The organism is Labrys sp. WJW (genome assembly GCF_001676615.1).
Lineage (GTDB): Bacteria > Pseudomonadota > Alphaproteobacteria > Rhizobiales > Labraceae > Labrys > Labrys sedimenti.
In genome coordinates, this window is sequence record NZ_LYXZ01000014.1 from 71,149 (window position 1) to 93,618 (window position 22,470).

At 61.5% G+C, this 22,470-nt stretch carries 32 protein-coding genes; 8 read left to right on the top strand and 24 right to left on the bottom strand.

What is annotated here, in order from left to right; translation table 11 throughout:
- Window positions 1-11: 11 nt before the first annotated feature.
- From BA190_RS09365 to BA190_RS09430, 14 genes are all read right to left on the bottom strand, one after another.
- The gene (locus BA190_RS09365; protein ID WP_068285509.1) at window positions 12-1,124 is read right to left on the bottom strand and encodes a phage tail protein; all 1,113 of its coding nucleotides are present in this window, start codon (window positions 1,122-1,124) and stop codon (window positions 12-14) included.
- A 1-nt stretch (window position 1,125) separates the two neighbouring features.
- Window positions 1,126-1,983: a baseplate J/gp47 family protein gene (locus BA190_RS09370; protein WP_068285511.1), complete on the bottom strand. Its 858-nt coding sequence runs from the start codon at window positions 1,981-1,983 to the stop codon at window positions 1,126-1,128.
- A complete protein-coding gene (locus BA190_RS09375) occupies window positions 1,976-2,389 on the bottom strand; it encodes a GPW/gp25 family protein (protein ID WP_068285513.1) in 414 nt (137 codons plus the stop codon). Before BA190_RS09375 ends, BA190_RS09370 begins: the two co-directional genes overlap by 8 nt.
- Window positions 2,390-2,395: 6 nt before the next feature.
- Complete coding sequence (locus tag BA190_RS09380; protein WP_068285515.1) at window positions 2,396-2,587, bottom strand: hypothetical protein; 192 nt, start codon at window positions 2,585-2,587, stop codon at window positions 2,396-2,398.
- Window positions 2,588-2,595: 8 nt separating this feature from the next.
- Entirely contained in the window at window positions 2,596-3,180 is a 585-nt protein-coding gene (locus BA190_RS09385) for a phage baseplate assembly protein V (protein ID WP_068285518.1), read from the bottom strand.
- Window positions 3,177-3,947, bottom strand: a complete 771-nt coding sequence (locus BA190_RS09390; RefSeq protein WP_068285521.1) for a hypothetical protein — start codon at window positions 3,945-3,947, stop codon at window positions 3,177-3,179. The genes BA190_RS09385 and BA190_RS09390 overlap by 4 nt, the downstream gene beginning before the upstream one ends.
- Entirely contained in the window at window positions 3,944-4,348 is a 405-nt protein-coding gene (locus BA190_RS09395; protein WP_068285524.1) for a hypothetical protein, read from the bottom strand. Before BA190_RS09395 ends, BA190_RS09390 begins: the two co-directional genes overlap by 4 nt.
- A gap of 66 nt (window positions 4,349-4,414) precedes the next feature.
- Window positions 4,415-5,485, bottom strand: coding sequence for a major capsid protein (locus BA190_RS09400; protein WP_202908450.1), 1,071 nt, complete (start codon window positions 5,483-5,485; stop codon window positions 4,415-4,417).
- A gap of 34 nt (window positions 5,486-5,519) precedes the next feature.
- Complete coding sequence (locus tag BA190_RS09405; RefSeq protein ID WP_068285527.1) at window positions 5,520-6,149, bottom strand: head decoration protein; 630 nt, start codon at window positions 6,147-6,149, stop codon at window positions 5,520-5,522.
- A 37-nt stretch (window positions 6,150-6,186) separates the two neighbouring features.
- On the bottom strand, window positions 6,187-7,611 hold the full coding sequence (locus tag BA190_RS09410; RefSeq protein ID WP_068285529.1) for a S49 family peptidase: 1,425 nt from the start codon (window positions 7,609-7,611) through the stop codon (window positions 6,187-6,189).
- Window positions 7,608-9,215 (bottom strand): phage portal protein, encoded by a 1,608-nt coding sequence (locus BA190_RS09415; protein WP_162275078.1) that lies wholly within the window; start codon window positions 9,213-9,215, stop codon window positions 7,608-7,610. Before BA190_RS09415 ends, BA190_RS09410 begins: the two co-directional genes overlap by 4 nt.
- 50 nt (window positions 9,216-9,265) lie before the next feature.
- The gene (locus tag BA190_RS09420) at window positions 9,266-9,484 is read right to left on the bottom strand and encodes a phage head-tail joining protein (RefSeq protein WP_068285533.1); all 219 of its coding nucleotides are present in this window, start codon (window positions 9,482-9,484) and stop codon (window positions 9,266-9,268) included.
- Between the two features lie 6 nt (window positions 9,485-9,490).
- Window positions 9,491-11,392 carry a phage terminase large subunit family protein gene (locus tag BA190_RS09425; RefSeq protein ID WP_245314649.1) on the bottom strand — a complete coding sequence of 634 codons (1,902 nt, stop codon included), beginning with the start codon at window positions 11,390-11,392 and terminating at the stop codon, window positions 9,491-9,493.
- 29 nt (window positions 11,393-11,421) lie between these two features.
- Complete coding sequence (locus BA190_RS09430) at window positions 11,422-11,958, bottom strand: hypothetical protein (RefSeq protein WP_068285540.1); 537 nt, start codon at window positions 11,956-11,958, stop codon at window positions 11,422-11,424.
- A 112-nt stretch (window positions 11,959-12,070) separates the two neighbouring features.
- Here BA190_RS09430 and BA190_RS09435 point away from each other — a divergent pair, with 112 nt between their 5' ends.
- On the top strand, window positions 12,071-12,694 hold the full coding sequence (locus BA190_RS09435) for a DUF3489 domain-containing protein (RefSeq protein WP_068285542.1): 624 nt from the start codon (window positions 12,071-12,073) through the stop codon (window positions 12,692-12,694).
- A 287-nt stretch (window positions 12,695-12,981) separates the two neighbouring features.
- Here the strand turns inward: BA190_RS09435 and BA190_RS09440 are convergent, their stop codons facing one another.
- From BA190_RS09440 to BA190_RS09475, 8 genes are all read right to left on the bottom strand, one after another.
- Entirely contained in the window at window positions 12,982-13,551 is a 570-nt protein-coding gene (locus BA190_RS09440) for a hypothetical protein (protein ID WP_068285543.1), read from the bottom strand.
- Window positions 13,552-13,736: 185 nt separating this feature from the next.
- Window positions 13,737-14,495: a hypothetical protein gene (locus BA190_RS09445; protein WP_156771441.1), complete on the bottom strand. Its 759-nt coding sequence runs from the start codon at window positions 14,493-14,495 to the stop codon at window positions 13,737-13,739.
- 434 nt (window positions 14,496-14,929) lie between these two features.
- Window positions 14,930-15,265: a hypothetical protein gene (locus tag BA190_RS09450; RefSeq protein ID WP_068285545.1), complete on the bottom strand. Its 336-nt coding sequence runs from the start codon at window positions 15,263-15,265 to the stop codon at window positions 14,930-14,932.
- Between the two features lie 5 nt (window positions 15,266-15,270).
- Window positions 15,271-15,534: a hypothetical protein gene (locus tag BA190_RS09455; protein ID WP_068285547.1), complete on the bottom strand. Its 264-nt coding sequence runs from the start codon at window positions 15,532-15,534 to the stop codon at window positions 15,271-15,273.
- The gene (locus BA190_RS09460) at window positions 15,531-15,776 is read right to left on the bottom strand and encodes a hypothetical protein (protein ID WP_156771442.1); all 246 of its coding nucleotides are present in this window, start codon (window positions 15,774-15,776) and stop codon (window positions 15,531-15,533) included. Before BA190_RS09460 ends, BA190_RS09455 begins: the two co-directional genes overlap by 4 nt.
- A complete protein-coding gene (locus BA190_RS09465) occupies window positions 15,773-16,024 on the bottom strand; it encodes a hypothetical protein (protein WP_156771443.1) in 252 nt (83 codons plus the stop codon). Before BA190_RS09465 ends, BA190_RS09460 begins: the two co-directional genes overlap by 4 nt.
- Complete coding sequence (locus BA190_RS09470) at window positions 16,021-16,542, bottom strand: hypothetical protein (RefSeq protein WP_068285552.1); 522 nt, start codon at window positions 16,540-16,542, stop codon at window positions 16,021-16,023. Before BA190_RS09470 ends, BA190_RS09465 begins: the two co-directional genes overlap by 4 nt.
- Window positions 16,543-16,550: 8 nt before the next feature.
- The gene (locus BA190_RS09475; RefSeq protein ID WP_068285554.1) at window positions 16,551-16,730 is read right to left on the bottom strand and encodes a hypothetical protein; all 180 of its coding nucleotides are present in this window, start codon (window positions 16,728-16,730) and stop codon (window positions 16,551-16,553) included.
- A 183-nt stretch (window positions 16,731-16,913) separates the two neighbouring features.
- Here BA190_RS09475 and BA190_RS09480 point away from each other — a divergent pair, with 183 nt between their 5' ends.
- The gene (locus BA190_RS09480) at window positions 16,914-17,168 is read left to right on the top strand and encodes a hypothetical protein (RefSeq protein ID WP_068285556.1); all 255 of its coding nucleotides are present in this window, start codon (window positions 16,914-16,916) and stop codon (window positions 17,166-17,168) included.
- 15 nt (window positions 17,169-17,183) lie between these two features.
- On the opposite strand, the gene BA190_RS09485 is transcribed toward BA190_RS09480, so the two are convergent.
- On the bottom strand, window positions 17,184-17,402 hold the full coding sequence (locus BA190_RS09485; RefSeq protein ID WP_068285558.1) for a hypothetical protein: 219 nt from the start codon (window positions 17,400-17,402) through the stop codon (window positions 17,184-17,186).
- A 235-nt stretch (window positions 17,403-17,637) separates the two neighbouring features.
- On the bottom strand, window positions 17,638-17,859 hold the full coding sequence (locus tag BA190_RS09490) for a hypothetical protein (protein ID WP_068285561.1): 222 nt from the start codon (window positions 17,857-17,859) through the stop codon (window positions 17,638-17,640).
- Between the two features lie 141 nt (window positions 17,860-18,000).
- Between BA190_RS09490 and BA190_RS09495 the strand changes: the two genes are divergently transcribed.
- The 6 genes from BA190_RS09495 to BA190_RS09520 are packed head-to-tail and all read left to right on the top strand — an operon-like array spanning window position 18,001 to window position 20,728.
- Window positions 18,001-18,339 (top strand): hypothetical protein, encoded by a 339-nt coding sequence (locus tag BA190_RS09495; RefSeq protein ID WP_068285563.1) that lies wholly within the window; start codon window positions 18,001-18,003, stop codon window positions 18,337-18,339.
- The gene (locus tag BA190_RS09500) at window positions 18,336-19,547 is read left to right on the top strand and encodes a DNA polymerase III subunit beta (RefSeq protein ID WP_068285566.1); all 1,212 of its coding nucleotides are present in this window, start codon (window positions 18,336-18,338) and stop codon (window positions 19,545-19,547) included. The genes BA190_RS09495 and BA190_RS09500 overlap by 4 nt, the downstream gene beginning before the upstream one ends.
- Window positions 19,540-19,755: a hypothetical protein gene (locus BA190_RS09505; RefSeq protein ID WP_068285568.1), complete on the top strand. Its 216-nt coding sequence runs from the start codon at window positions 19,540-19,542 to the stop codon at window positions 19,753-19,755. The genes BA190_RS09500 and BA190_RS09505 overlap by 8 nt, the downstream gene beginning before the upstream one ends.
- A complete protein-coding gene (locus BA190_RS09510) occupies window positions 19,742-19,972 on the top strand; it encodes a hypothetical protein (RefSeq protein ID WP_068285570.1) in 231 nt (76 codons plus the stop codon). Before BA190_RS09505 ends, BA190_RS09510 begins: the two co-directional genes overlap by 14 nt.
- A complete protein-coding gene (locus BA190_RS09515) occupies window positions 19,969-20,265 on the top strand; it encodes a hypothetical protein (RefSeq protein WP_068285572.1) in 297 nt (98 codons plus the stop codon). Before BA190_RS09510 ends, BA190_RS09515 begins: the two co-directional genes overlap by 4 nt.
- Entirely contained in the window at window positions 20,252-20,728 is a 477-nt protein-coding gene (locus BA190_RS09520; RefSeq protein ID WP_068285575.1) for a hypothetical protein, read from the top strand. Before BA190_RS09515 ends, BA190_RS09520 begins: the two co-directional genes overlap by 14 nt.
- Window positions 20,729-22,470: the final 1,742 nt, after the last annotated feature.

Genomic DNA, 22,470 nt, shown 5'->3' on the forward strand with positions numbered 1-22,470 from the left:
GGAGTCGAACCTCAGAATGTCAGGAGAAAGGTGCAGCGCTCCCGTACGGTGAGGCCGAACGGGATAGAGACGGCCGACCCCGCCAAGGGGATGCCGCCCGAAAACTGGTCAGGGGTAAGCCACATCAAGCCCGGCTTGAGCCCCACAGCAGGGCCGCCGCCAAAGACGGGTGCAACCGAAGCTGCTGCCGAGCCAGAGCCGTCGCCGAAATCGGTGCGCGCACGCAGCACCATGGCCGTGGGCGTTGTGGTGAGCGTCGTCCATTTGCTCGCGCCCACCTGGTATTCGCCAGCCGACGAAACGGCCACGGGATGAATGACAGCGCGGCGGAAACCAATCGGGTTGCCATCGGCGTCGTCGAAGCGGAGCCATGGCTGATAGGCCGTTACGGCCTCGGCAATGGCATTGCGGCGGGCCTGCGCTGCGGGAACCGACCACACGAAATCTTCGTCAACCCATAGGTTGTTGTCGCTCCCCCAAGGGCCGCCTTCATCAACAGGCGGAATCCACGCATCGAGGGCGGTAAGTTCGGCCTGCGTCAGTGCCCGGGTGAAGTCGTAATTCCGACCGAAGGACCATTTCGCGCCGATACCGGGAAGGGTGACGCCGGAATTGTCCGAATAGATCGCATTCGACGCTTTTGACTTGGACGTGACGAAAGCGCGGACGTCATAGCCCGCGAAGCCTCGGCTAAATTTCGAGCGGACGGGCGGCGATAGGCTGACAATGCCGTCGATGCGTTCCAAGTCCGGCAGGTCGTGGTCGCGCACCCGGTCAAGCTGGATTTGGAACCTGTTCCAGCGCCTGCGCCAGGTGGGTTCTTCCTCCAATGTGCCGCCGTAGCCGAGCCATCCGAGGCCCATAAAGATGGCGGCCGGTGTTCCCCTCACGCGCTGCCACTGAATACCTTCGCGGATCAGCTGATAGAGGCTGGGCACATAGGGAGACAATTCTCCGAGCCCATACTCATAGATGAGGTACGGCAGGAACGAAGGTGGCGGATTGCCAAGCTTCAAACCGCGCAGTGCGGTGACGTTGGGGTCGACAAGCCCATAGATGTCGGAGGCCAGGGAAATCGCCTTCCCGAGGGGAGGCGATGCCGGCGGAAGCAGATCTTCGGCCATGTCAGTACGCGCGGCCGCGGTTGTTCAAAACGATGTTTCGGATCGAAATGGCCTGTTCCGGCGACGCCACGACGTCGGCAGCCGGGGAGATAACCGCCACCTTCTGCACGCCAGCCTTCATGAGGCGGGCCGATATCCATGCGCGGACGAGGTCGAAGCCGAGACCGGTTTCGCTTGTCCACGCCGCCCGCAGGCCATCTGATAGCGTTTGAATGACGCTGTCGGGGGTTTCCGGCAGGAGCCATATGTCGGCCTCGATGTCCACCACGCTGAAAACGGCAGACCGAACCACTATGGTGTCATTCACCATGCGCACCGCAGGGTCGTTCACAGCGGCGCGGACGAGGGCCAACAAAGGCTCATCCGCTACGCCATTGTTGTCGGCCGCATACACCGCGATGTAGACGGTGGGATCGTCGCCATCGCGATACACCACGGCGTCGGCGACACGCACGCTCGCCCCCAACGCAACGGAGCGATACCGGGGCGCGGTGCCACCAGTTGACCGGCCCTGAATTGCGAGGATGACGCGACGCTTGAAAGCGTCATCGAGTTCGCCCGGCAACCTCACCACGCCATAGAATGCCGCCAAGTGGTCGAGGTCCGACTTTTGCGCCCCTGCCAGCAGGTTCGCCCACACCACATAGTTGATGCGCTCGCGCACCAGCGTTTCGCGGCCGGCGAACGTCTCAATGAGGATCCGCAGCGGCTCGTCTTCCAAATCGATGACGCCGGCAGCGTCGGGGAAGAGTTCCAGCAGGCGGTCGCGCATGCGCGCGATAATCACCTCGGAATCTACTTCCTCAATGGCAGTCGGGGGCGGATACCCCGACAGGTCGAAAACGGTTGAATCAGCCATTTTGTGTCGGGGTCGTATCGATGATGGTAACGGCTGCGGTGCCGATGTTGGACACCAGCACGCGCTTGTTGCCGTAGACCGTGAAATCCCCAAGCGGCGCGCGCGGTCGCCACTGCACTTCGATTTGAAGCCCGGCCTTACCGCCGCGGTCGACTGACACTGGCGTAACGCGCGTCAGTACCACCCGAGGGTCCTGCAGCAAGGCGATGCCGACAGCTGCGAAGAAACGAAGGAACGTTTCCGGGACCATGTTCTCGCCAAGCAGGCGGGGCGTTGCGCTACCGAAGTCGCGGCGCAAGAAGCGTTCCCCGAAGTTGGTCGAGAAAATGATCCCCATGCCCTGAACGGTGGACTCCCATCCCTCGATGCGACGTCCGGTCGTCCAGTTCAAACCGACAAGCGGCATTGCGGATCAGGCCTTGCCGCCTTTGGGCGCGGGCTTGTCCTCGTCGGGCCTCTTCTCGGGCGCCAACTCGATGGTGCCGAGCATCAGTTCGTATTCCGCCTGGTTGGCCGTAAGCCAAAGCTTGCCATCCTTGGGCTTGCGGGCACCGGCAACGAACGGGCCGGCCTTGTCGGTGACAAGATAGAGCTTCTTTTCCATTGGGAACCTCATGCAGGCGGCCCGGTATTCGCCGGGCCGGGCAAAACGCCTGTGTGAATATGATCGTGTCCGACGTTCTTGCCCTCGTGTTCGAAGGCACCGCCCGAGGCCTTGAAGTCACCTTCAATGGTAACGTTGCCCTTGATCGTGACGTCTGACACGATGGCGACTTTGTCGTTGATGGTGACGGATACACCGCCTTTGGTGACCTGCAGGTCGCTGCCATCCAGCTTGATGCGGAAGCCGCCATAGGTGGCAACGTTCTCGTCGCCTTTCGTGCTGGGGCTCGGGTTCGCATCCGATTTCGTCATCGGGATAGCGAGCCCCTGGCGAAAGTCGCCGGCACCGGCAAGCGCCGTCATCTGTTGCCCGATCGACGGTGGTGTGTGCACCTTCAATGCGCCCATGAACTGCGCATATGGGATGGGCGCGGACAGGAAAGGTTCGTCATCGGTTCCGCCCAGCCGCAGCCGGACGGTTCCTGCATCAGCGTCAACGGAGTGCACCGGCCCCTGCGTGACCATGCCGTCCAGCTTGCGCTCGACTTCGGCGATCCTCGCCAGGAGGTGCGCCAGCACGTCGTCAAACGTCATGGCGCCGGCGTGCTGTCGGCGATGACTAGGTCACCGGCTTCTGCATCCTCAACCGTCCATTGTGTAATGGCGGCCGAGTCGGGCGGCTGCAAACGGCCAAGACCAATGCCGTGAATAGCCTCAGAAGTGAGGCCCAGCGCGTAGCGGGCCTCTTCCCACTCGGGGATATCGGCCGGGCTCTCAATGGCGCGTTGCATCAGATCAGCAAACGGCTGCATGTCGGGCTCGGCCCGCATCGCGTCGAGGAATTCGCCCCACGGCGTGGCCGGGTCGATTTCACCGAACTGCGGATCGGCTATCAGTTCCACGGTAAGGATGTATTCGCGCGCCTGCACGCGAACGCCTTTTTCCGTCTCGATGATGAACGGGCGGCTCGTCAGTTCCTTGACGCCTACCGTGAACAGCTTCCACAGCCGCCCCCATGGGGTGGTGTCGTCGTCCAACGCGCGCGTGATTTGCCGCCAGACGAGGGCATAGACAAGATCCGATGCCGAGTTGCGCACGGCCAACGGCGTGCCCTCGACGACAACCTTATCGGCGGGCAAGTGCACGTGGATGGAAATATCGGCCAAGCGGTCGATGGCCAACATATCGCGCCCGCAGGCTTTGCCGCCATCTTCGCCGCCGAACACGGCAATGCGGACACCATCGAGGACAGCCCCGAGGGGGTTTTGCGGGGCAAATGTCACGTCATTGTCTGCAAGCGTGCGGCCACGAAGCGCATAGGTGAGCGAGACACCAGCGGCAAAGGCGATGATGCTGCTCACTTCGTGATCCTCACGCACTTGAAGGCGACGCGTCCGACTTCGCTCGGGTGGGGTGAGACCACCTCATACTTAGATCTGTCGGCGCGCTTCGTGGCGATGATGTCACCTTCCTGCGGCCATGCCCTGGTGCCGAAGTCGTTGACATCGAAGTCAATCACGACGCGATCCAGCAGGCGGTCGACTTGGTCGGCATTGCGGGACCCGCGCCCTTCGTTCCGTCCTGCGAAGGTGCGCTCGTCGACGATGCCGACGATATCGTATTCCACGCGAGACGGATCCGGCCCGCCGACGACAAAAGCACCATTGGATTGCGGCAAGACGCGGAGGTCTTCACCGAATGCCGTTGCAAGGGCGGGGCCGGCGTCCTGCCACATGCTGGCGAAGTCGGATAGCGAAACCATGATGGTTCCCTTTCGGCTCATTGAAGCGCCCGCATCACTGCGGGCGCTCTGTCAGCCGAAGACGGCTTATTCCGTCACCGTGCGGAGGATTTCCGGACGCGTGCAGATGAACAGCGGATAGCTGTAGATTTCGAGGTCGACGAAGCGCGGATTGGTGCGCTTTTCGATTTCGATTTCCGAATACATGTCGCGGCCGGGAGTGTTGACGTACGCGAACGCCTCGCCGGGCGACTGCGCGCGCATGAAAACGCCGGGCGCGTTGATGGGGAACAACTTCGCTTCCTTCGGACGGACGCCCATTGCCTGGCGGGTACCCGGCTCGGCTTTCTCGTCGAAGTCATCGACACCGCGATAGTTGATCCACAGCACGCCGCCATACCAGTAGACGGCGAAGGCGCCGGTGAGACTATCGGCCGCCGGGCCGAAGGCGTTCCGGAGGGCCTGGGCCTGCACGGTGTTGAGGTAGGTTTCACGCACCGTCTTGTGGTTGGTCAGCTTGTCAAAGAAGCTGTCACCGCAGAGAGCCGCCGCATAGGTATTCGGCAGCCACAGGCCCTGCGCCGCGCGCGCCATCGGACGCAGGACTTTCTGCCTGATGGCAAGCTCCACGTCGGTGGTGGCGGTGCTCAATCCCAGCGAGATCGGATCCGGCCGCTCGATATTGAATTCGGCAAACCAGTCAACAATCACCGTGCCGTCCGCGTCGAGAACAAGGCCATTGATCATGCCAAGGCGATGGTTCTCGAAGGTGAGTTCCAGATCGCGGCGAAGCTCGGTCTGCTTCTCGACCACCAGTTCCTGCACCTGCATAAGTTCGGTTTCCGAACCGAATGCACGGATGCCTTGGATTTCCGCAGCGTTGACACGGTCGCCCTTGGCAAGGCGCACGGTATCGAAGCGCCGCAGCTTGCGCTTGTTGGTGCGGCCCTGTTCCAGCGGGGCACCGCGCGCCGACGTCTGGATGATGGCCAGCTTCTTGCCCTTCTCTTCGATCGAAGCGAATTCGGTGCGAATGGGCATTGGGCGGGCCAGATTGAGCGACCCCAGCAGCATCGGTTCGTAGGGGATGCGCTGAATGGTGCCGGTCAGGGAGCCCATGGAAAAGGCGTCCTGACGGAAAATGTCCATGTGTGCCATGGTCGTGCCTCTCTATTATTCCGTGACGACCACGTCAGCGGAGGATGATGCCTGCCATCTTCAGCTGCGCGACGGCGGTCGCGCGCTGGTCATTGGTGATGCTGGCGGGGAAAACGATTTCGTCGTGGTGCACTTCGCAGTCACGGACGAAGGCGACGCCATGCACCTCGGCGTCAGCCGCGAAGGCAGGCGCGTAAAGAATGCCGGCGGCGACCTGGCTGCCATCGTTCGCGGTGGGATTCAGCCTGACAAACTTACCGCCGCCAGCCGTGACCGAGATATGGAAGCCATCACCAGCCACGAAGGCGGTGGCGCCGGCCGTGATGGTGAAACCCACGTCATCGGAATAGGCGGTGCCTGCCGTGCCGGCGGCCATCGTCTTGCCGAGTGGGTCCGTGACGGTGAAAGCGGTAGCCGAGGTGAATTCCACCTCGTAAACACCATCGAGCGCGCCAGTCAAAACGGTGACTGCCGAGATCGTGCCATTACCGGTGTTGCCGTCAACGGCCGACGCGGTGGCCGAACCGTTGCCGTTGAAGCCGAGCACGGTACCGGCCTCAAGATTGGCACCTGCACCGATGATGATGGCTTCGCGAGAACGATAGCCTGCGGCCTCGCTTACCAGAAATTCGGCCGCATGGCGGCCTTCCGTGAAGACGGTCATGGGGAACTCCTAAGGGTCCGTCAGATGGTGGGAGGGGTTAGCGCTTGAAGCCGAACCGCTGGCTGACACGCTCGATGGCACGGTTGTAGCCTGCGGTTACGGCATCCGTGGTGTTGCCTTCCCTCACCGTGTGGGAGGTCGACAGGTTGTGCGTTTCGATCGCCTCGTCGGCTTCGGCGGCGGCGTCGAGGATTGATTTGCGGGCCGCGTCGACCGAAACCCGGCCTGAAATGGCTTTGGCCAGATCGAACGAAACGCCCATCTTGGCCGCCTGCGCGGAAAGGGACGCCAGTTCGCTGCAGCGCTGGGTTTCGAGGGCGGCGGCGTCCAACGACTGCGGCGCAGCCGCTGCGGGCTGACGCTTGGGCGCGGTAGCGGTCGGTGCTGCGGCGGGCGCATCCGCCTCGCCTTCGCCCTCGTCGTCACCTTCGCCGGTGCCTTCGCTGGTCTGGTTGTCGAGGGTGCGGTCTTCCTCGATGTCCGCCGTGGCGTTGGCATTCGCCTGCGGCTTTCCGCGCTGCGTCCTGGACATGACATAAGTCCTTTGCTGATCCACCGCAAAGCGGCGGGTTGCGGTTGAGGGCGTCTCGTCGAGATATTCGGCAAAGGCCTGCATGGCCTCGGCAAGCGTGCCCAGTTCGTCGGCAAAGCCGACATCAATGGCTTTCTGCCCGCGATAGACGCGGGCTTGAGTGTCGCGCACGGCCTCCGCGCTCATGCGCCGATTGGCAGCGACGAGGTCGACGAACGAAGCGTACAGGTCGTCAATGTCGTCCTGCTCTTCCGCCTTGGCTTCGTCGGACAGCGGAATGTGGGGATTGCCGTCAATCTTCCGCTCGCCGGCATAGATAAAGGTCCACTTCTGGCCCGCCATCTGATCGGCCTTGGTGACGTCGACATGAGCAGCGACAACGCCGACCGACCCCACCACGCCCATTTGCGGGATCCAGATTTTGTCGGCTGCCGAGGCGATGGCGAAAGCAGCAGAGGCGGCCGCCTCGTTCGCGATGGCCCACATGGGCTTTTCGTTGACGCGGCTGATTTCCGCGATGGACGAAACCAGATCGAAGCAGCCGCTCGCCTGCCCACCAAAGCTGTCGATATCGAGCATGATTCCGCGAACGGCGGGGCTTTCGGCCATCTCGATAACGGCGGCCTCGATGCGCTGATAGCTGGCCATGCCGGACATGGCGTCGAGCCAGGATCCGCGACGAACAAGGGTGCCGTAGACGGGCAGCACAGCAATTCCGCCGTCTGCCAGGTAGCCGCCGTGCTCGAAATTCCCGGCAGTGCTGCCGCCACCACGCGCCTCACGTTCGGGACGTTCGGCGGTGGCCTCAATGGGTTGGCCTGAAAGCAACCGCGCGCCAATGGCATCGAGGATGGTTTGCAGCTTCTTGCCCTGCAGCAGGTGCGGTGTGTTGAACACCTGCGACACCAGGGAAGGGAGGTCGCGGCTCATTCTGCGGCCCCTTTCTTCTTGGGCTTGGCTGGGGCCGGCGCGGGGGCCGCCGGCTTCGGTTCCGGACGTTTGGCCGCCTCTTGAGCTGCCTCGTCTTTGGCGTCCTGCACGTCCTGCGGATCCGGATTCTCGTCCTGCGGGTCGGCGTATCCGGTCCCGGCCGGAACGGCGTTCGTCATGCCAACAGAGGAAACCCGGCGCGGGTCGCTGTCGAAGATGAATTTGCGCCGATCAGCATCGGCGTTTTCACGCTCGATATCGTCGTCAACGCCTTCCCTGTCACCGCCGCGCGCGGCAATGACGGAGGTGCGGCTCTTGAAGCCGGCGCGGACGGCTTTGATATCGGCCGTCACGTCGTTGTTCGGATCGATGTATTCCATGTGGGGCGGCAACCATTCGGTGTCGTCCTCAACGGAAAAATCGTCCTCGCCATCAAGTTCGTCGAGGTACCCGAATCCGATGCCGATTTCGGCCCACCACGCGACGATCGGCTCCAGCGCCTGCGGAATGATGGTGTTGGCCTGATACTGCGATACGCGACGGCGGAAGTTCTGAATATCCGTGCGGACATTCGAGAAATTGCCCTTGGTGCAATCGCCAGTGAGGTAGGCATAGGGCACCCCAAGCGCCACCGACAGGTACAGGGTGGTCCGGTACATGAACGGCTCGTACGATCCGCCGACGTCAGCCGGTTGGCTGAAATTCATCTTCTCGCCGCGGTTCAGTTCGACGATCGCACCCGGCTCGAGCGGGATATCGCCGTCTTCGTCCTCTTCGCCGTCGATCGGGCTATCTTCGCCCTGCTTCTCGACGAAACCGGCGTAGAGCGCAGCGGTCTTTTTTCGGTCGAGTTCGGCATCATCGTAGATGTCGAATATGAATGCGCGCACCATGGCGCGGGCCATCTTAGGCACGCCGCGGATTTGTCCGCCCTGGCGTCCGTCGAACACATGCAAGACGTCTTCCGCCGGCACGCGGGACCGGGTGTTCCCATCAGGCGGAAATTGCGTCTGCGTGTCGTCAGGGTGCACCCGCCAGAAGTGATAGGCGACACGCCGTCCGATCTTGTCGAATTCGATCCCCATGCGGATGACGTTTCCGCCTGGCAGATTGTCATTGTAGGCGAGGTCCAGCATTTCGGACGGCAACACCTGAATCTGCATGGGGACGGTGCCGGGCATGTCATCGCGACGACGACGGCGACGCCGCACAAACACTTCGCCGGCTATATAAGCCTCGCGCACGATCTTCTCTTGCAGACCACTAAAGCCCGTCTGCCCATCGGCGTCGGCGCGACGGCACCAGCGCTTGAACTTCTTCTTGAGGGCCTTGCGCTTTTTGGGATCGGAGATCGCGAAATTAGGCGTGATGCCGTCGCCGACAGCCCAACCGGCCCAGACGTCGACCGCATTGCCGCACAGGCCATTGTTCTCGACGAGGAAGCGGGCGCGCTTTACCAGCGTGCGGCCGGCCGCCTGCAACGCAACGTTTACGTGAACGTGCGACGGCTGAAAATTCGCAAGACGTCGGCCGTAGCCAGCGCCTTCGAAGGAGGATGCCGAGCCAAGCGGGCCGAACGGGCGAAACGCGCCCGATGCGTCCATGACTCGCGGGTTCCTGCCGTCCAGGCCGACCCTATAGCGCGGCTTGGGCGTCATCCTAGTGCCTTCGATGTCTTGTGATAACGGATGCGGGACCGGCGGGTGCCCATCAGGTCAGCAATCGCAGACCTGATGTCATCAATGGCCGACTGCAGTTCGCCCATGTCCCGGTATTGGATCGATTTGTCACCGTGCCGGATAATCAGGACGCCCGAACGTTTGGCGCGGCGGAGCTTTCGCAGCTCCACCTGCAATTCTTCGAGCGTTTCCATGGCGGCTCACATGTAGGTTGACCGGACGACGCGCCGCCCTCTCGATTTCGAGGCCTTTGGGGCCGGGATGGGGGCCGGAACGGGCTCGGGAGTGCTGACGTCCGCCGTAGATTCCGGTTGCTGGGGCGTTCGGCCGTCGCGTTCGGCCTTCGCTACCCGTTCGGCGACTTTCGCCGCCTGCTGATCCAGTTTCAGGCCCATGGAATAGAGGCCATGAAGCGCCGCATAGGCGTAGACACGGCAGTCAAGGGCTTCATTTCGCTTGCCATCTTCCTTCCACCAGTACTTTTGCGGGAATCCGTTCCTGAACTTCGTTCGGATGACTTCCGCCGTCAGCTGATCGAAGTAAGCGGCATCCCGATTGCGCGGGAAATGGCATGCGCCGGCACCGGAAGCTGTGGCCCCGACGCGCTTGAGGCGCTTGTGAATGGTGTCTTTGGCGGCCGAGACGCCAACCATGTAGAAACTCGATCCCGTTTTCTTCGAGCGAGAGGCTTTGCGGGGCCAAATCTTGGCGTGGAACTGGTTTGAACCTTTAATGGCCCAAATTTTCCGCCTGGTCCGCTTGTCGCAGTACGCATAAACCCGGCTGGTGTTGCTGCCGCCAGTGTCAACGCAGGCTGCTTGGAGCCGCATGCCTTCCTCATAGCCGAGGTGGGGCCATGACGACTGCAAGAGTTCGTCCAGGTCCTCCCAAACGCCGTCTTCCTCGGGGTCGCCGGGCAAGACGCGATATTCGAGAGACCACGATTCCTCACCTGCACCCCAGCCGACGATCTCCGCTTCAAGGCGATCCGGCTGAACGTCAACGCCGCCAGTGATGACAGCGATACGGACCGGCACTTCGTTGCCCCAATCCTCGACGAGCTTAACGAGGCCCTCGGAATCAACGCGCTCGACCGCCTCTTCCCATTCCTCGCCAAGCACGGTGTTCACGAACACCTGCAGCAGCGCAGGATCCGGCCGCCCGTCGTCGCCGTGGCAAGCCTGAAAGTCTCGCGCGCAATCGGCCCATGACTGCCAGGGGCTGTACAGCGAACTGATGTGGTAGGATCGAAGGCCCGGCCGCGTCGACTCGGCGGTTGGGATCCATTCGCCCTTGGCCATCAGCGGCGATTTGCGGTGTTCCGCGTGCGGATGGTCGCAGAACTTGCACCGGAACTGTGCGAGGTCCGGACGTCCCTTCGGCCACTTGATCTGCTTCCAAGTGAACGGCTGCATTTCGCCGCAATTGTCGCAAGGGACGTTGAAATAGCGCTGATCGCCTTCGCGGAACGCCTTGCCGATGCGGCTGAAACCAGCAACACCGGGCGTCGACAGCATGAAGATCTTGCGCCGGACGAAGTTTGCCGTGCGCTTGATAGCCAGCCAGACGGGGTCGCCTTCCTGATCGACGTTCAACGGATACGCGTCCACCTCGTCTAGGATGAGGTAGCGGATCGACATCGAACGCAGCGCCGAAGCCGAGTTCGCGCCGGTCAGAATCAGGATGCCGCCCGGGTACTCCTTCTCAAACATGGTGTTTGAAGAGTCCCGAGAGCGGGCCGGGCCGATGCGCTCGGACAGCGCCGGGCTGTCCGCAATCATGGGATCAAGGCGGGCTTTCGAGAACCGCTTGACCATCTTATCGGTGGGCATCACGTACAGCGCCGGGGCTGGGCTGTGATGGATGCAGTAGCCGACCAGATTGAAGCCGGCCTCGGACATGCCGATTTGGGCGCCCTTCATGACCACCGTCTGTTCAACGGTAGAATATGAGGACTGGTTGTCCATGATTTCGCGCAGGTAGGGCGTGCGCGCCGTCCGCCACTTGCCAGGCTCTGCCGAGCCCTTGGACGACAAATAGCGGTGTTCGTCAGCCCATTCGCTGACGGTGTACGGCGGGTCGGGTTGCTGTGACTCCAGCAACACCGCCTCGCACCGATATGCGCCCTCCATTATGTGGACGCGGACGGATTCGGTATGCCCGGCACGGTCGGCCGCGTGTTCGAAATCTCAATCAGCTGATCGCGCACGCAGCGGTCAAGGGACGCCATTACGGCTTTGGCATCGGCTCCGACATCGCCGGCAATCTCTTGCCCGTAGCGATTGGCGAAGTTCAGCCATTTGTCACGGATCAAACGCGAAAAGTTGGCAAGCGCCAATTCAACGTCCGCCTTGTGGACGGTCTCGCCGCGGCGCTTCTTCAACTCTTCCTCAAGCAAGGCGATCTGCAGTGACTTTTCTTCGACCTTGAGGTCGTCGAAATCCTGCGCGGCCTTCTTGGACCGCCGCGGCGTCGCGACTGTCGGCGGCCGCCCACGCCCTCGCACCTTTGACAAATCGCGTGTCGAGTTCCAGCGGTCGACCTGTGTGTCAGGGTCGATCAAGCCGTCAGCACCGACGATAACGCGCCCGCTTTTGACGGCCTTGTGAATGGCCGTGGGGCTGACGCCCACCAGCTTGGCGAACTGCGACGAATTCAGCCCCGGCATTTCCTGATCATTTCCAATGCTTTAGTGCACATTGCACTATACGGGACGTATAATGTTTGATATGGTCCGGATCATCAGCAACGGGGCCAACGCCCCATCAATGGAGCCCGCCATGAAGTCGCATTCCGTGAAGTCCAACGCCAAGCGCGCCGCCCGCAAGCTGTATGAGAATATCCCCGGCATCTGGCCGATTGAGCCGGTGCAGGCTGGTGACAGCGGGCAGTGGTATCCGGCTATTTCAGCGCCCGAGGATTTGCGGGAACGACTGATCGCCAATGGCGTCGACCAAATCGCCATCATCCAGTGGCAGGCCCCGGCCGATGGCGTGCAGAAGACGCCGATTGCGATGGCCGAAGCCGGGCCGGAAATGCAAACGCGCGAGACGATGCTCGTCACCACGGCCAAGCCGAAAAGCAAGCTTCGCACGGTGTTTGAATCGATCCCGCCGCATGTCCCGTCGACCCGCGATGAAATCCTTGCCCGTCGCGAAGAGCGCCGCCAGCGTCACTCCGCCAAGGCAGAAGCCGAGGCAGCAGCGCCGAAGGTCGACAAGAACACGATGGTGCTTGATCTGATCCGCAGGCCCGAAGGTGCGACGACGGACGAAATCACGGCGGCAACGAACTGGCTCAAGCACAGCGTGCGGCGGTTCATTTCCGTGGCGAACTCAAAACACAAGATGGGCATCATCGGCCGCCGCGAAGGCAAGGTCAGCCGGTACCGTATCCCCGCCTGACGTCAGCGCCAGGACTGCCAAGAGCCGCTCCGAAAGGGGCGGCTTTTTTGCGATCCGATCCCCGAAAGCCGAAAAACGGGATTTTCGGGCCGGGGCATTTTTTAACCCAAACCAGAGGCCACCCTCTAGCGAAGGCTTGCGGGCGGCGTTACCCGCACCCCGCGCCCCGCCTCGGAAGTACCTTCGGGGGGATAGGGGTGGGGGGTGGGGGTGCCGTCGCCGATGGGCTGGGGAGGCCCGCAGAGGGGCTTTGCGACGTCAGGCGCTGGGGTCGAGGCCATGAGATATCATGCCCGCCCTGCGCCTCCTGGGCCTGCTACAGCGCGGTCAAGCTGACGCTTCACATTCACCTCTAGGCGTTCCTTGCCATAGGTGATGAGTACCCGCTCCACGGCGTGCTCTGTCATGACTTGGGCTATGCCTGCACCGAAGTGCGCCTCAAGGGCGTTGTGCCTACCCGACTTCTCATTGTAGCCGCGGGTATTGGTGAAGACATTTCCGCCCAAACTGTCCACCACGAATGCATGTGGATAGAATTGAGCCTTGCCCCAGATGACAGCGCCGACGCCTTTGGCGTTCTGGTGTGCGCCAAAGTGCTTCGTGTTGATAGGCCTGCCTGACCCTACTACCGTGGCTTTGAGTGTGGCCGGTGTTGACCACGGCCTGATGTCCAGGCCTCGCTCTACCACTGCGGTGGGCAGCGATGATTCCTTGCGAACGACTTGCACGCTTTTCCGGCGCGTCTGCCGGGCGGTGTCGTTTACTGCGGTCGAAAGCCCCTGCTTGATGCGTTCGGGGCTAAGGCGGGAAGCGAATTCTTCGACGGCGCTCGCTGTGCCATCGATGTAGAGACGCATTGCCAAGCCTCAAAGAAAAACCCGCCCTTGCGGGGCGGGTTCAGCAGCGGGGGACCGAGACGAGGGCGCCGCTATGTGTCGGGCTCCGCTAAGGCTTTTGGCCTCTCCAAGTCCCCGGCGCACTGCGGCACGCTGGGGAAATCTGGTCAAAAAACGTGCACCTGTCAAAGGGAATTTTCAAAACGTCAATTCGTTTGCGTCGTTGCGTATGCTTGCGGGTTTTTGGCGGCTCGCCTCTCGGCTTTCTCACGCCGCCGTTCGGCCCATGACTTCCGCTTTTCGTTCTGTTGATTCGACCACGACAGGTCGCGGGCTGCCGGGTTGTCCGTGGGCCGGGGGCCTGGTGCGATGTATTTCCCGATGCGGTGGCGCTCGCTGTCGGTGTTCGGGTTGGGCAAGTTCCAGTTGTCTGCCAGGCGGTTGAGGCCTTGGCGCAGGCGCTTGATACGTCGAGTTCCACCGGCCCTGTCATCGTATCCGCAGACGCTGAGAACGAGAGAGCCGAGGGGCGTCAATCCAACTGGCCCAAGCACGGGTTCACGGGCATAGCCCTCTTGCCGCTCGACCTGAAAGGGCACTTCCGTTTGCAGTGGCATGGCAAGGCCGGTTGCCAGTAGCAGCGACCACAGCTGCTTGCGTGCATCGACCCCGGTATCGAGCCCGCCGCCGCCGCCCTTGGCTTCGCCATAGGACGCGGTCACGCTGGGCAGGTGAATGGCACGACGAAACACCTTGGCCAGCAGGATCCCGGCTTCGTATTCCCGTGACGTGATCATGCGTCGCCGGGCGTAGCTGTCCAAGACGGTGGGTTCCAGCAGGTTCACGCCGTACGTGAGAACCATTCCCCCGTTGCTGACGTCACGGGGCACGATGGCATGCGGTGATTTCTGAGTGCGGGCCGGTGAGCCCATATCGACGTCTACGGCTGAATCTGTCGCTGCCATGGTTGCCCCTGATTTGCTGGGGCCGAATATATCGATGCGCAAACGTATTTGCAAAACGTCAATAAAAGCCCGAGGGCAGGATTAGCGCCGCGCATGAAAATCAATGACTTAGGCCCGTAACGATCCGAAAAGCCCCGTTACGGGGGTCGTTACAATGATCGTTACACCTCTAAGCTACTGATATATATATTATATTATATGATTATATATATAGATGTAACGATGTAACGGCGTGATGACGTCGCATATGCGCGCTACGGGCGTGTGGGCGCGTGCATCGTGTGCGTGTCTGCATATGGGTATTTTTCCGCGTTACAGCGTTACACTTCGCTGCTAATCACGATTTTTTCTTGCGATTTCATCGAGTTAAGGGCGTAACGATCCGTGTAACGGAGGGTGTAACGATTGGCGTAACGGGCGCGCGTGGGCTGGATTCAGGCCGGTTTCGGCCCCGCCATGACACGGTAATACAGCGGCTCGAACGGCAGGGAATCCATGGTGACGACGGTGCGCCATTCCCCATTCCACAAATGCGCGCCTGATATCCAGTAGCCGGACGCGGGAACTGCGCTGGCCTTTCCAGCGACGATAAACGAGTAATCGCCGCCATTGCCTGCGGCATCGGTGAGCCTGTCCATGGTGCTATCGTCGAGGCGCTGCCAAGCGGTCTCTTCCACCGCCTTGACCATCGCCTCGACGCGCCGACGCGACAGGGCAGGCATGCCGAGTGCGGCGCGGATGGCAGCAAGTCGTTCGTCGGTGATGGCCACGGCACTCACCTCCGGTTGGCTGACGCCTCTCGCAAAACAGCGAGACGCCTCGACACCTCGTCGGCGATTTGTTCGGCACTGCCCCAAAAAGCGACCTCTTTGGCCTCTTCTTGCACATTGCGCACGACTTTCTCGACTGTCCTGTCAGGCACCCCGGCAGCAAGCGCCACTTGAACGGAGACGCTCATCTTTTTCCAAGGCTCGATAGCCTGCCGCACAAACGAGCCGCCCACTGCCATTGACAAGGATATCATGTTGTCTTTGGTCATTCCGTCCCCCTTACTTTCTGATCTGCACGGGCATTGTCGACGCCAGCAGCCCACTGGACGTACGCTTTGCTGCCGGGTGGAAAAAGGTGATTAGGCTCGTCTGGCATCGAATAACCAACGGCGTAAGCGTTGCCACCGCCCCCCATGCCTCGATACTTCTCAACATCGGGCCGCATTTCACGAAGCTGGTCGTAGACCTGCTGATGCATTGCATTCTTGAAGCGGCGTCGGCGGATTTTCATTCTGTCCCCACCTCAATTAAATCGGCCGCATCAAGCCATTGCTGCCACACGCGTTCAACGGCAAGTTTTGCAGCGCCGAGCGAGTCCGCTTCACCGTCGCCGGCCGTAACTCTTCTCATGTGAACGGCGCGATTGGCATCATAATAGAACGTGCCGTCATCGCGCTGGCCGGCAATGCCCACGACAAGTTCGCCCTGGTAGGCAAACCAGATGTCGTCCTGCTGTTTCCATCGCAAGCCCAAGGTCACGCCCTCCCGCAATAGCCTTCGCGCACGGCGAAGTTGTACAATTCAGCCTCAAGCGTGGGCAGGTCATCGGGGGAGGCATGGAACTCGGTGTTGCCGATATCCAGCAACCACCCACCATCCTTTTCCTTAACGATGTACAGCTTTGCCATGTACACGTTGCCCGCCAGCTTCATAGGGTAATAGGCTTCCCCTATGAAGGCCTCGACATCGTCGACCGCTTCCGCCGTCTGCTGAAACTCTTCGAATGAATAGACATCGGCGTTCGCCGTGTCGACGGCGGCAAGCACAGCCTGCCAATCGTCGCCGCTGTAGGCCTCAGCCTCGCCTACCATGACGGAAAAGCGGGGAAGGTCGGGGATATCGCGCTTTTCAGGTTGGACATGATCGACGAATACCGTGGCGAGGCCAGCGGCCCAGCTGGGGCACATGTCATTATGCCAGGACTGGTCAACCCAATGGGCCGGAATTGCGGGCAGAGTGGCCGGGTCGAAGTCGGGGAATTCGGTGCGGTAGGACATGGCGGGCCTCAGTCGAGGAAGGACAAAACAAGCTGATAGTCGGCGGGGTTCGCGTGGCGCTTCCAGCCACGGCGGTCGGCCTCGACGAGGCGACGGCAAGCCGCGAGCACCACGGTTTCGCCGGCATCCTTCGCGGCTTCGAGAACTTGCCAGACGATGCGCATGCGGGGCGTGGTGTAGATGGACATTGGCTTGCTCCGTTTCGATGATTGGATACTATACGTAATGTATAGTTCCGTCAAGCCTAACACGCTGATTTAGATCAGATTTTTCGTAGGCGATAAAATCGGTGCCATGTCTGCGCGGTGAAATTTTCCGACTTATGGACCTTCTCATGAGCGCGGCGCCTTCCTAATTGGGAAGCCCTAGCAATGGAGGTGCATCAAATGGGAAAGCCGAGAGAGCCAGACCTGTACGAAATCGCCACACAGATAGCCGTCGATGCCGGGGCTATCGAACGGGACGACGAGCGGGACGGACGGACTATTGACAATTTCGACGACGAGGCAGCCGAAGAGGCCCGCAAAGTCGGTGCGCAAATGGTCGATGACGGGGAGGTCGATTGCACGCATGAAGAAATGCGGCGGGCGATAGACGACGTGATCGCGGACGCGGCATCCGAATAGCCGCTCCGGCCGGGCTCACCCCTCGTCGTCGTCGCCTAGGTCGATGGCCTCACCAGGGCGGGGAGGGGTAGGGCACAAGCGCGCCTCGATTTCACGGAACGCGCGCCAGAGTTCGCCGCGCCACGGCTTTGTTGCCGCCAAGGCATCGGCATGCGCGATGCCCTCCGCGTGAAACCCTGTCGTCAACAGGGCGCGGAAGGCTTCGCATAGGTCGGGGTTGCTGGCGCGGGGCATCAGGCCTGTTTCTCGCGTTCGGCATAGAGTGCGCAATCTTTGCCGTCATCAGGCCCCGGTTGCCACCGGGATGGTGGCCATCTGTACCATGCCTTGTGCGCAACGGCCGGTAACGTCGGCTCGGGCGGGTCGGGCGCAAGGCATGGATACGACAAACCTCGACGGGGGCTGATACGCCCCAGCTTGTCGGGCTTGACGTCGAGGTATTTGCAGGTGCGGCAGGTGGGCATGGGTCTCACCACAAGTACTTTTTGTCGCTGTTTGTGAACGTAACTAGACGCGCCCTGAAATCCTCAAAGCCCTCATGGTAAGCCTTCTCGGCAGCCTTCTGCATGCGGAGTTCTAGCTCGGAGGCCAAATCTTCGATGCTAAGGCCCCTCAACTCATCGGCATCCGGCACCCATCCGACTGCGAATTCATCACCATCCTTCTTCTTGATTTTCACATCTTTGGCCATTTCTGAGCCCTCCGTTTCGATGGCTTAACTATACGCTACGTATAGTCCACGTCAAGCGAGAATTTGCATATTGCAAACATGTTTGCAAAACAGTAACGTCTTTGCAGCCTGGCAAACGCCCGGCGTAGCGGAGATTCGAAGATGGAAGAGAAAGAGAAACGCGGGGCGCGGGCCTACGCTCTGGCCTGCAGGGATCTGGAACAAAAGATCCTGCAAGTCTTCACCGACCACGCCAACGCAATCCGGACCGCCGTTCATCCCGACCACGAAGAACACACGGTCGAACTGGTCATCACGGGTGGGGTGCGTGCCATGTTCTGCGCTGCCTATCACACACTGGCTTGTGTGTCGTTTGGCGAAGATGCGCAGCGCCGCGCGGAAATCCGGCAATTCTTTTACGAAGCGCTGGCCGATATCGAGGCGTCCCGAAAGCTCCCGCCCGTTTACGACCCCTCGAATGTGCCCGAGGTGGTGCAATGAACGCCCTCGTCTCACGCCGGGCGCTGATTGCAGCCCTTAAGCTGGCGCTGCCGGGTGTCGACAAGTTGGGCGCGCTGCCGTTCCGCTATGTCTGGCTCGAGGTGATAGAAAATCACCTGCGGGTGCGCACGTACAATGCCGAGATCGCTATTGACGTGACAGTTCGCGCGGAAGGGCGCGGCGCGACGGAAGGATCTGTCTTCGTGCCGATGTCGCGCTTGCTGCGCGTCCTGTCCGCCATGGAAGACGATGAAATCCACCTCGTCGCGATCTCCGGCCGCCTTGTTCTAGGGGGCAGGCGGCAGCGCATGCAGATGCTGGGCTTGGCTGAGAAAATCGGCGATGTCATGCCCGAGTCCGGCCCGCCGCCGCTTTTCTCACTCCCGCTTGCCGAGGGGCAGTTGCACGGCATCATTCGGCCCGTCTATCACGCTGCCAGCTATGAAGAGACGCGGTACTATCTGAACGGCGTCTGTCTGCAGAACGATAGCGACGGCAAATTGCAGTTGCTGCGGACGATAGCCACCAATGGTCATATGCTGGAAAGCCGCGCGACGGGCGTCCTCCAGCAGCTGCCGAACCTGTCCGTCATCATCCCGCATGTGGCCGTCAAGGCGATCCTGCAAACCTCGCCAGACGTCGAGGCCCGGCTCGAACTGTTCGGCGACGAGAAGCGCCCATATCATATTGGCCGGTATGTCGGCGATAACTTCGAAATCCGGTTCAAGTTGATCGACGGCACCTATCCCGACTGGCGGCGCGTTGTGCCGGATGTCGCCGGCGGCGCGTTTGTGGACGTGTCCGCCCTCGAATTGCGCAGGGCGCTGCGTTTCGTCCGTTCTTCGATAGGTGGCAGTTTCAGGTGCACTTGCCTGTTGCCGATCAGCGATAGCGAGATCGGACTCCGTTACATCGAGGACGGTGGCGACTACATCACCACGGCCCGCATCCCCGGCACCTCAACACCAGATCTCAAGGACAAGCCTTTCGTGCCTGTGGGCCTCAATGCCGAGTATCTGGCCACCCTCGTCGAAACGGCAGTGGGAACCCTCCGCATAAAGCAGTCCAGCACGGACTTGGGGCCTATCGTCCTACAGCATGAAGGCATCCCCTATGCCGTCACGCTGATGATGCCGATGCGCATGGACGACAAGTTGCGCAATTTGAAGGAGCCCGAGGTTCCGGCCGAGGCCACCGCCGATGCCTGAAAACAACCTGACGGGCTGCCGGTCACAAATCTGCCCGCGCCGCAAGGAATGCCTGCGCAACCCGGCCGCGCCGAATGCAGGCGAACACCACACCTTTTTCAGGCTGGGGGTGCCTATGGCGCCCTCCGAAACCGAGGACTGCGAACTCTTCGTGCTGAGTTCGCTTGGCCATCTGGCCGGAGAGGGCAAATACAATGGCAGGCGATAATTTGCTTGAGATCGACGAGGTGACGGTCGAGGGCTGCACGTGTGGCCGGGTGCACGTCATGCTGTTTGCCGGCGGTCGCGTTGTTGCGCGCATGACGAACAGCCCGCAAGGCACTGTTGAGGTCGCCACCAGCATGGTGCGCGCCGCGCACACCGCCCGCCGTTTCGAGGCGACCGACGTTCCCGACACCATCGGCACACCAGTGGGGCGGGCATGAGCACAGAAACATGGCGCGCTGGCAAGCCGGTGCTGCGCCTCACGCCTCGGCAGTTCCTGGACCTGCCGGAATACAGCACCACCTTTCCGACCGGAACAACACCGGGCAAGCGGTGGCGCCGCCTCGACGGGGCCTATGACACAGTTTTCATCCGCAAGGGCGGTAAGCCCAAGTGGATGATTGGGGAATACGACCCGAACGATGACGGCAAAGGCCCGCGCATCAAAATCAACTGGTACCGGCCTGTCATTGTAGTGCGGGCTGGCGCGGTGATCCTCGATGACGCCGCTTGATGTCGTACGTGAGGCCGCGGCCACCTATAAGGTCCCGGCGCATCAGTTGATGGGCGGGCGCTACCAGGGCAGGTATTCCACCGCCAGGCTTTATGCCGTCCGCCAGCTGCGCAAGGCCTTCCCCCGCCTCAAACATGCCGAGGTGGCCGAACTGGTTGGGGTGGGGGCGCGCAGAATTTCGGCGATGGCCAATTCTAAGCGGATCATCATTCCGCCCAACAACGTCGACCCTATGGAAGTCATCAAGCAGGTTGCGGCCGAACACGGAATCGCGCCGGCCGATATCCTCAAGCCCGGCCGGTTCAAGCACCTGGTCGCCGCCAGATATGACGCAATCCGCCTCGTCCACGCCATGCGGCCGGACTTGCCGTATCTGGAATTGGCCAGGATCTTCAAGCGCGACGGCAGCACGATACGCTACGCGCTATCCAGGCCGGCAGCCGATACGGGCGCACCGAACTAAGTCCCTGAAAAAGATCATGAAAATGCAAAAATTCCGCAGGTCAAGGCTTGCGGAAATGCACTCTTTAGTGCATATTATTCAAGCGCTGAGGGGGCGGGATGGTCCCGCCCCGCGCTGGAGGTAAGAGGGAATGAAGCTGCAATACTTCGCCCTTGCCCTTCAGGTGACAGTGGCGATCATGCTCCTAGTGAGCCTGATCCACCACTGGTAAACTGAAGCCCGCCCGTCCCGGCTGCACCCGGGGCGGGCACCTCCAAACATAAGGTGGAAGGCATGCGAGGGCAAGATTTCCTGCGGTGGATGGACGTGGTAGGCGCGCGCTTTGCTGGCGACGTCGCCGAGCGCCTCGGCACGGGTAGGAACATAGCCCAACGATGGCTTGCACTGGCGAAGGCGGGGGAGGACGTGCCGGTCCAGCATTCATATGCGCTGGCAATGTCCGCCCTCGCCAGCGGCCTGAAACCATGGGGCTCGAGCCCCGATGCGAAAGGAGCCGGAAATGACAATGCGGAGTAACAAACTAGCGTGGGCGTCGATCGCCGTGTCTGTCGTGATTATCGGCCTGTTGGCCGTCCAGTACCTGCACGGCTGAGATCTGACGCCGTAGAATCGGAAGCCCCGCCGCGTCCATGACACGCGGCGGGGCTTCTTTATGTGGGCCGGATTGGGTACCGGGGCAATTTCAAGCGCGAAGCGCTACAATCAACGTCGGTCCCCCGAACGTGCTCACCACATACGCCTATGAGGGGCAGAGCCTCAATTCTGCCGTAGGCCTCGCGGGTTCTGGCGCTCACCGCGTCTCACATTCAAACAGACTGGACCGCTCGCTTCCCACCCGGATTTTCACCGGCCTTAGCCTCGTCCGTCCGCTGCCTGAAAACTCGCCAGCGGGGCCGGGTCTCTAGCAACGCAGTGATCAGCTGCGCCCCATACTCCCGGCCCCTTCTCTGCTAGGCGTGCCGTTGCCCCTTCGGGCGAATGCTGCACGGACGACACCCGCAAGTGCCATTCTTGGCGGCCGTGCCCGCCACCTGCCGTCTGTTCGGCTCTTCGGGCATCCCGGCAGGTGGATGCTCCGTCAGCCCCTGCGCAGCGAGAAGGGTCCCACGCAGGCTCGGAAATTCCTGCCTCGGCTCGGCCCCGGCCTAACGGGGCTGTTCCACTTAAGGACTGCGATCCCCTTTTCCTTTCGGCGGGGCGAGGTAAAGCCGCCATTGCTGGCGTTCGGCGCACTTCGTGCCCTCTTGGGCGAAACCGGGTGAAGGGAAACAGCCGCGTGTGCTCCGGCCTATCCCTTCACTGCCCGTCTCTGACTCGCCAGCTTGGCCCGGGCCACGGGCCGGGGGCGGTGCTACGGAACAACGTTGCCCATTCGGGCGAATATCGGGCGAGGGGAATGACCGTCGTCTCTCCCCTCGCTCTTGCCGGTGTGGGCTTTAGCGCCGGCCGCGCGCAAAATGACCGATCCCACTTCTACCAAGTCACGCATCCCGGCTTAGACTTGGAATAGAGGCTGCTTAACGTCGTGGCCAAAGCCGTGACGCCGGGCTCTACTATTTCGCGGGGGTGCCTCTCGGGTAGTCACTCCCGGTCGGCTGAGAGGCTGACTAGGCCACTCCCCCCATTCCGTTGCCCATTCGGGCGAAACCGACAGAGTTTTACGACATGCAGCCAATTGGTCGAATATTGCCTTTCGGCCGGTGAATTACCCGAGGCGCTTTTTAAGCCGCTCGCCCATCGGC